Source organism: Micromonospora sp. D75, from assembly GCF_018070405.1.
Taxonomy (GTDB): domain Bacteria; phylum Actinomycetota; class Actinomycetes; order Mycobacteriales; family Micromonosporaceae; genus Micromonospora; species Micromonospora chalcea.
In genome coordinates this window covers 1-7,938 of the sequence record NZ_JAGPXV010000251.1, presented here as the reverse complement: position 1 = coordinate 7,938, position 7,938 = coordinate 1, and the positions used below count along the sequence as shown (strand labels likewise).

Sequence of the window (7,938 nt, the reverse complement as noted above, 5' to 3'; positions counted from 1 at the left end):
GTCCGCACCTTCACCCCGGGCGCGGCCGCGCGCCGCTTCGCCCAGGGCCGGGAGCGGGCCGAGGCGAAGGCCCGGGAGGTGCTGGACCGCCTGCGCGCGCTGCCCGACGGTGAGCGCAAGGCCGCCGAGACGCAACGCATGATCGACCGGGTACGCACGTTCGCCGGCTACCGCGAGTACCCGAAGTACGACATCGTGAGCCGCTACGCCGTCTACAAGCAGGCGCTCATGGCCGAGGCGGACCGGCTGGCGCGCGCCGGTGTGCTCGCCGGTCCGGAGGACGTCTTCTTCCTCACCTTCGACGAGTTCCGCGAGGTCGCGGCCACCGGGCGGGCCGACGCCGGGCTGATCCGGCGGCGCCGCGGGGAGTTCCGGGCGCACCAGGCGCTCACCCCGCCCCGGGTGCTCACCTCCGACGGCGAGGCCCTCGACGGCTCGTACCGGCGCGACGACGTGCCGCCGGGCGCCCTGGCCGGGCTGGCGGTCTCGGCCGGCGTGGTCGAGGGGCGGGCGCGGGTCGTGACGGACCTGACCCGGGCCGACGTGGAGCCGGGCGACATCCTCGTCACCGCGTACACCGACCCGAGCTGGACGCCGCTGTTCGTCGCCGTCGCGGGACTGGTGACGGAGATCGGCGGCCTGATGACGCACGGCGCGGTGATCGCCCGCGAGTACGGCCTGCCCGCGGTGGTGGCGGTGCCGGACGCGACCCGGCTGATCCCCGACGGCGGGCGGATCCGGGTGCACGGCACCGACGGGTACGTCGAGCTGCTGTCCTGACCGGCGCGGCATGCACGATGATGGAGGTCCGGCGAGCGGGGAGGCGCGATGCGGATCGGGGAGCTGTCGGCGCGTACCGGGGTCAGCGCCCGGTCCATCCGGTACTACGAGCAGCAGGGCCTGCTCGCCGCCCTGCGCACGCCGAGCGGCCAGCGGGTCTTCGCCGAGTCGGCGGTGGACCGGGTCCGGCTCATCCAGCGGCTGTTCGACGCCGGGCTGAGCAGCCGCCGGATGGCCGAGCTGCTGCCCTGCGTGACCGACCCGGAGATCCGCACCTCGTGGCTGACCGACCGGCTGCGCGAGGAACGGGCCCGGATGACCGCCGAGATGGCACGGCTCGCGCACGCCGTCGCGGTGCTCGACGACGTGGTGGCCGACATGACGGTGACCGGGGACACCCGGGATCCGGCCGCCTGAGCGCTTGCAGTTGACACCGGTGTCAACTCCTAGCGTCGGGTCATGAACGCGACTCTGGACACCGCATCGCCGGTGACGCCGCTGCTGGAGCCGGTCACCGTCGCCGGCCTGTCGTTGCCGTCCCGCTTCGTGATGGCGCCGATGACCCGTAACCGCGCGCCGGGCGGCGTGCCGACGCCGGAGATGGCCGAGTACTACCGGCGCCGCGCCGCGGCGGGTGTCGGCCTGATCGTCACCGAGGGCGTGCTGGTGGACCATCCCAGCGCCGGCCACGAGGACACCGTGCCACGGATGACTCCCGGCGCGGCCGAGGCCGGCTGGCGCGGCGTGGTCGAGGCGGTGCACGCCGCCGGCGGCCGGATCGCCGCGCAGCTGTGGCACCTGGGCAGCCTGCGCGAGCCGGTGGACGGCGCTCCGGCGTGGACCCCCTCGGGGGTACGCGAGCCGGGCCGCCCCGCGCCGCACGCGATGACCGCCGCCGACGCGGACGTCCTGCTGGCGGCGTACGCGGACGCGGCAGGGGTGGCGGTCCGGGCCGGGTTCGACGCGGTCGAGATCCACGCCGCGCACGGTTACCTGCTGGACGAGTTCCTGTGGCCGTACACGAACCGCCGGACCGACGCGTTCGGTGGCTCCCCGGCGCGGCGGGCGGCGTTCCCGGCGGCCGTGGTCCGCGCGGTGCGCGAGCAGGTCCCGGCACACCGGCCGGTGATCGTGCGGTTCTCCCAGTTCAAGGAGCGGGCGTTCGACGCGCGGATCGCCGAGACCCCGGCCGAGCTGGCGCGGATCCTCGGCGCGTTCGCCGAGGCCGGCGCGGACGTGCTGCACGCCTCGCAGCGTCGCTTCTGGGAGCCGGCGTTCCCCGGCTCGCCGCTGAACCTGGCCGGCTGGGCGAAGCGTCTCACCGGTCTGCAGTCGATCACCGTCGGCTCGGTCGGGCTGCGCCGGGACTTCCTGCGCGCGGGCGGCCCGGAGTCGGTGGCGGGCCTGGCCGCGCGGCTGGCGGACGGGGAGTTCGACCTGGTCGCGCTGGGCCGCGCGCTGCTCGGCAACCCGGCCTGGGTGACGCACGCCGCGGCCGGCCGGCTGGACGAGATCGTCGACTACCGCAAGGCGCACGAGGACGTCTATCCGTAGGCGCCAGGGGTTGACGCCGGGGGATGTTATCGCTCACAGTCGATGGCAGGGCATGAGCGCCGCAAGGCTCACCGGGCGAGCCGCGCTGGTCGTACCCCGACACCGTCACCGGACGCGGAGTCGGGGTAGTCGCACCACCACCATCGCGTAACCCCCGGAAGAGGAATCCGCATGAGACGAAAGAGAGCCCTGCTGACCACCGGCATCCTGGCCGGCGCGCTCGCCGCCGGCATGGCGGTGGCCCTGGCGCCGGCCGCGAGCGCCGGCACCACGCTGCGCGCGGCGGCGGCCGAGAAGGGCCGCTACTTCGGCGCCGCGGTCGCCACCAACAAGCTGTCCGACAACACGTACGCCACGGTGCTGAACCGCGAGTTCAACTCCGTGGTGGCCGAGAACGAGATGAAGTGGGACGCCACCGAGCCGCAGCAGGGGCGGTTCAACTACAGCGGTGGCGACCGGCTGGTCAGCCACGCCCGCGCGAACGGGATGTCGGTGCGCGGGCACGCGCTGCTCTGGCACCAGCAGCAGCCGTCGTGGGCGCAGGGTCTGTCCGGCAGCGCGCTGCGCAACGCCGCGATCAATCACGTCACCCAGGTCGCCACCCACTTCCGGGGGCAGATCTACGCCTGGGACGTGGTGAACGAGGCGTTCGCCGACGGCGGCAGCGGCGGGCGCCGTGACTCGAACCTGCAGCGCACCGGCAACGACTGGATCGAGGCCGCGTTCCGGGCCGCCCGCGCCGCCGACCCGGGCGCGAAGCTCTGCTACAACGACTACAACACCGACGGCATCAACGCGAAGTCGACCGGCATCTACAACATGGTGCGCGACTTCAAGTCGCGTGGCGTGCCGATCGACTGCGTCGGCTTCCAGTCGCACCTGGGCACCACGATCCCCGGTGACTACCAGGCCAACCTCCAGCGCTTCGCGGACCTGGGCGTGGAGGTCCAGATCACCGAGCTGGACGTGATGACCGGCGGCAACCAGGCGAACATCTACGCCGCCGTCACCCGGGCCTGCCTGGCGGTGTCGCGCTGCGCCGGCATCACGGTGTGGGGCGTGCGGGACTGCGACTCGTGGCGCGGCTCGGACAACGCGCTGCTGTTCGACTGTTCAGGCAACAAGAAGGCGGCGTACAACGCGGTGCTCGACGCGCTGAACTCCGGCACCAACAACCCGCCGCCGACCACCACCCCGCCGCCGAACAACCCGACCACCCCGCCGCCGGGTCAGGGCGGGTGTACGGCCTCGGTGACGCTGAACTCCTGGACCGGTGGCTTCGTCGCCAACGTGAAGGTGACAGCGGGCTCGTCGGGCACCCGGGGATGGACCGTCACCATGACGCTGCCGGGCGGCGCGAGCGTCACAAACACCTGGAGCGCCACCGCGAGCGGTAACAGCGGCACGGTGCGGTTCACGAACGTCGACTACAACGGCCAGCTCGGCGCCGGCCAGAGTGCCGAGTTCGGGTTCCAGGGCAACGGAAGCGGATCGGGCATGACGCCCACCTGCTCCGCCTCCTGAGCTCAGGCGTCGCGGGGGCGGTACGACGTGCCGCCCCGCGACGTCCGGTCGCGTCCTACCTGGAGCGCCGTCTCTGTTACAAGAAAGAGACATGCACATTTCGCGCGATTGGTTGACGGGGCAACTTGTGAGCGTTAACACTCGCCGTGACGGTTACCTGTGTCACAGGGGCCCACGGAGGGGAGAGGACGCTCGTGCGCAGACGAATCCTGGCCGCAGTCAGCGGCGCCGCGCTCGCGATCAGCCTGGCCGCGTGCAGCGGCGAGGGCGCCGGAGGCGGCTCGGACACCAGCTCCGCCAAGCCCGGCGACCTGACGATCGGCGTCTCGATGCCGACCCAGACCTCGGAACGGTGGATCGCCGACGGCAACTCGGTGAAGGAGAAGTTGCAGGCCAAGGGCTACAAGGTCGACCTGCAGTACGCCGGGGACGACATCCCCACCCAGTCGCAGCAGATCGACCAGATGATCACCCAGGGCGCGGACGTGCTGGTCATCGCCCCGATCGACGGCACCGCGCTCAGCGGCCAGCTCCAGGCCGCCGCGGCCGCGAAGATCCCGGTCATCTCCTACGACCGGCTCATCCGTAACAGCCCCAACGTCAGCTTCTACGTCAGCTTCGACAACTACAAGGTGGGCGTGGCGCAGGCCAACGCGCTCCTGGTCGGCCTCGGCCTGCTGAACAAGGACGGCTCCAAGGGCACCGCGACCGGCCCGTTCAACGTGGAGCTGTTCGCCGGCTCGCTCGACGACAACAACGCCGGCTTCTTCTTCAACGGCGCGATGGACACGCTCAAGCCGTACTTCGACGCCGGGACGCTGAAGGTCAAGTCGGGGCAGACCAAGATCGAGCAGGCCGCGATCCTGCGCTGGCAGCAGGAGACCGCGCAGAAACGGATGGAGGACCTGCTCACCTCCAGCTACAACGACGGCAGCAAGGTCGACGGCGTGCTGTCGCCCTTCGACGGCCTCTCCCGGGGCATCATCACCGCCCTGCAGAACGCCGGTTACCGCGGCGGCGCCAAGAAGATGCCGGTGGTGACCGGGCAGGACGCCGAGGTCGCGTCCGTCAAGCTCATCAACGACGGCGTGCAGAGCTCCACCGTGTTCAAGGACACCCGCCTGCTGGCCGAGCAGGCGGTGATCGCCGCCGAGGCGTTCCTGCGCAAGGAGGAGCCGAAGGCCAACGAGACCAAGGCGTACAACAACGGCGTCAAGGTCGTGCCCGCGTTCCTGCTGCCGGTCCAGACGGTCTACAAGGAGGACATCAAGTCCGTCCTGATCGACTCCGGTTACTTGACCGAGCAGGAGGTCGCCGCCGGCCGAGCCGGCTGATCCGGCCGGCGGGCCCGGTGGCGCGGTACGCCACCGGGCCCGCCCCGCTCCGGACACCACGACCACGAGCAGGACGGATACCCATGAGCGACCACATCCTCGAGATGCGTGGCATCACGAAGACCTTCCCCGGGGTCACCGCGCTGCAGGACGTCTCGCTCGCCGTACGGCGCGGCGAGATCCACGCGATCTGCGGCGAGAACGGCGCCGGCAAGTCCACCCTGATGAAGGTGCTGTCCGGGGTCTACCCGGCGGGCAGCTACGACGGCCAGATCGTCTTGGACGGCGAGCCGGTCGGCTTCCGGGGCATCCAGGACAGCGAAGCGCGCGGCATCGTCATCATCCACCAGGAACTCGCGTTGGTGCCGTACCTGTCGATCGCCGAGAACATCTTCCTCGGCAACGAGCGCCGGGGCCGCGGCGGGCTCATCGACTGGCACCGCACCAACGCCGAGGCCGCGGCGCTGCTGCGGTCGGTCGGGCTGCACGAGAACCCGGTCACCCCGGTCATCCAGCTGGGCGTCGGCAAGCAGCAGCTGGTGGAGATCGCCAAGGCGCTGTCCAAGAAGGTGCGGCTGCTGATCCTCGACGAGCCCACAGCGGCGCTCAACGACGTCGACTCGGCGCACCTGCTGGACCTGATGCGCAGCCTCCGCGACCAGGGCATCACCTGCATCATAATCTCGCACAAGCTCGGTGAGATCACGGCGATCGCCGACTCGACCACCGTCATCCGCGACGGCCGCACCGTCGAGACGCTCGACATGGCCGACGGCGGCGCGACCCAGGACCGGATCATCCGCGGCATGGTCGGGCGCGACCTGGCCACCTTCTACCCGACCCGCGACGTCACCCCCGGCGAGGAGGTGCTGCGGATCGAGGACTGGACGGTGCGGCACCCCACCCAGGACCGCCTGGTGGTCGACCGGGCCTCGCTGCACGTGCGCGCCGGTGAGGTCGTCGGCATCGCCGGCCTGATGGGCGCCGGGCGCACCGAGCTGGCCATGAGCGTGTTCGGCCGCGCCTACGGCCGCGACATCAGCGGCCGCCTGTACGTCAAGGGCCGCGAGGTACGGGCGCGCACGGTGGCCGAGGCGATCGCCAACGGCATCGCGTACGCCACCGAGGACCGCAAGCACTACGGCCTCAACCTCATCGACGACGTCCGGGGCAACATCTCGGCCGCCGCGCTCGACAAGCTCGCCCGCAACGGCTGGATCGACGGCAACCGGGAGATCCAGGTCGCCGAGCGGGGACGGCGCGACATGAACATCAAGGCCCCGACCGTGATGTCGGTGGTGGGCAAGCTCTCCGGCGGCAACCAGCAGAAGGTCGTGCTGGCGAAGTGGCTGTTCACCGACCCGGACGTGCTGATCCTCGACGAGCCGACCCGGGGCATCGACGTCGGCGCGAAGTTCGAGATCTACACGATCGTCAACCGGCTGGTGGCCGAGGGCAAGGCGGTGGTCCTCATCTCCTCCGAACTGCCCGAGCTGCTCGGCATGTGCGACCGCGTCTACACCCTCGCGGCCGGCCGGATCACCGGGGAGATGCCGGTGCGCGAGGCCACCCAGGAGAACCTGATGGAACTCATGACCAAGGACAGGGATCTCGTCCGATGACCAGCACGAAGCCCACGCCCCAGAAGGTCGCCGCGCCCGACACCGGCGCGGCCGCGAGCCTGCACACCGGCACCAGCGACCCGCGCACGCTGATCCTCGGCAACCTGCGGCAGAGCGGTATCTACATCGCCCTGGTGGTGATCGTCGCGCTGTTCGCGGTGCTCACCGACGGTGTCTCGCTCAGCCCCGGCAACCTGACCAACATCGTGCTCCAGTACTCCTACATCCTGGTGCTCGCGATCGGCATGGTCATCGTGATCATCGGCGGCCACATCGACCTGTCCGTGGGATCGGTGGTGGCGCTCACCGGAGCGGTCTCCGCGGTGCTCGTCATCCGGGAGGGCATGCCCTGGTGGGCCGGCGTGCTGGCCGCGCTCGCGGTGGGCGTCGCGGTCGGCGCGTGGCACGGGCTCTGGGTCGCGTACGCCGGGATCCCGGCCTTCATCGTCACCCTGGCCGGCATGCTCCTGTTCCGCGGCCTCACGCTGCGGGTGCTGGACAACATCTCGCTGTCGCCGTTCCCCGAGGAGTACCAGCGGGTCGCCGCCGGCTTCCTCAACGGACTGCTGGGCGGCGAGGGCTACGACGCCTTCACGCTGTTCATCGGCGCGTTCGCCGTCGTCGGGTACGCGGTGGCCGTGTTCCGGACCCGGGTCGCCCGGGTGCGCCACGAGCAGCCGGTGGAGTCGTTCCCGCTGTTCGTCCTGCGGATCGTGGTGGTCGGCGCCGTGGTCATGTGGTTCGCCTGGCAGCTCGCCAACGCCCGCGGCCTGCCGATCGTGCTCATCGTGCTGGCCGTGCTGGTGCTGATCTACGGCCTGCTCACCCGCCGTACCGTGTTCGGCCGGCAGGTGTACGCGATCGGCGGCAACCTGCCCGCGGCGATGCTGTCCGGCGTCCGGGTGAAGCGGGTCAACTTCTGGATCTTCGTCAACATGGGCTTCCTGTCCGCCGTGGCGGGCGTGATCTACTCGTCCCGGTCCAACGGCGCCCAGCCGGCCGCCGGCAACATGTTCGAGCTGGACGCGATCGCGGCGGCCTTCATCGGCGGCGCGGCGGTCACCGGCGGGGTCGGCACCGTGGTCGGCGCCATGGTGGGTGGCCTGATCATGGCGGTGATGAGC

7 protein-coding genes are annotated in these 7,938 nt (G+C 71.1%); all 7 read left to right on the top strand.

Translation table 11 applies throughout. The features are described from left to right. Positions 1 to 780: PEP-utilizing enzyme (locus KBX39_RS16540; protein WP_247660281.1), on the top strand; the 780-nt coding region annotated here is incomplete at its 5' end. Between the two features lie 48 nt (positions 781 to 828). Then, the gene (locus KBX39_RS16535; RefSeq protein WP_210871396.1) at positions 829 to 1,197 is read left to right on the top strand and encodes a MerR family transcriptional regulator; all 369 of its coding nucleotides are present in this window, start codon (positions 829 to 831) and stop codon (positions 1,195 to 1,197) included. Positions 1,198 to 1,239: 42 nt separating this feature from the next. Further along, positions 1,240 to 2,334, top strand: a complete 1,095-nt coding sequence (locus tag KBX39_RS16530) for a 12-oxophytodienoate reductase (RefSeq protein WP_210871394.1) — start codon at positions 1,240 to 1,242, stop codon at positions 2,332 to 2,334. Positions 2,335 to 2,505: 171 nt separating this feature from the next. Then, positions 2,506 to 3,858: an endo-1,4-beta-xylanase gene (locus KBX39_RS16525; RefSeq protein ID WP_210871392.1), complete on the top strand. Its 1,353-nt coding sequence runs from the start codon at positions 2,506 to 2,508 to the stop codon at positions 3,856 to 3,858. A 194-nt stretch (positions 3,859 to 4,052) separates the two neighbouring features. Continuing rightward, complete coding sequence (gene chvE, locus KBX39_RS16520) at positions 4,053 to 5,192, top strand: multiple monosaccharide ABC transporter substrate-binding protein (protein ID WP_069088438.1); 1,140 nt, start codon at positions 4,053 to 4,055, stop codon at positions 5,190 to 5,192. Positions 5,193 to 5,275: 83 nt separating this feature from the next. Beyond that, positions 5,276 to 6,814 carry a multiple monosaccharide ABC transporter ATP-binding protein gene (gene mmsA / locus KBX39_RS16515; protein WP_210871390.1) on the top strand — a complete coding sequence of 513 codons (1,539 nt, stop codon included), beginning with the start codon at positions 5,276 to 5,278 and terminating at the stop codon, positions 6,812 to 6,814. Next, positions 6,811 to 7,938, top strand: a 1,128-nt coding sequence (gene mmsB / locus KBX39_RS16510; protein ID WP_210871388.1) for a multiple monosaccharide ABC transporter permease, incomplete at its 3' end; no start/stop codon positions are given. The genes mmsA and mmsB, both read left to right, overlap by 4 nt.

Excerpts from the sequence above, each read along its gene's own strand:
- KBX39_RS16535 (WP_210871396.1), top strand. The coding sequence starts at position 829 with ATGCGGATCGGGGAGCTGTCGGCGCGTACCGGGGTCAGCGCCCGGTCC.
- KBX39_RS16530 (WP_210871394.1), top strand. The coding sequence starts at position 1,240 with ATGAACGCGACTCTGGACACCGCATCGCCGGTGACGCCGCTGCTGGAG.
- KBX39_RS16525 (WP_210871392.1), top strand. The coding sequence starts at position 2,506 with ATGAGACGAAAGAGAGCCCTGCTGACCACCGGCATCCTGGCCGGCGCG.
- mmsA (WP_210871390.1), top strand. The coding sequence starts at position 5,276 with ATGAGCGACCACATCCTCGAGATGCGTGGCATCACGAAGACCTTCCCC.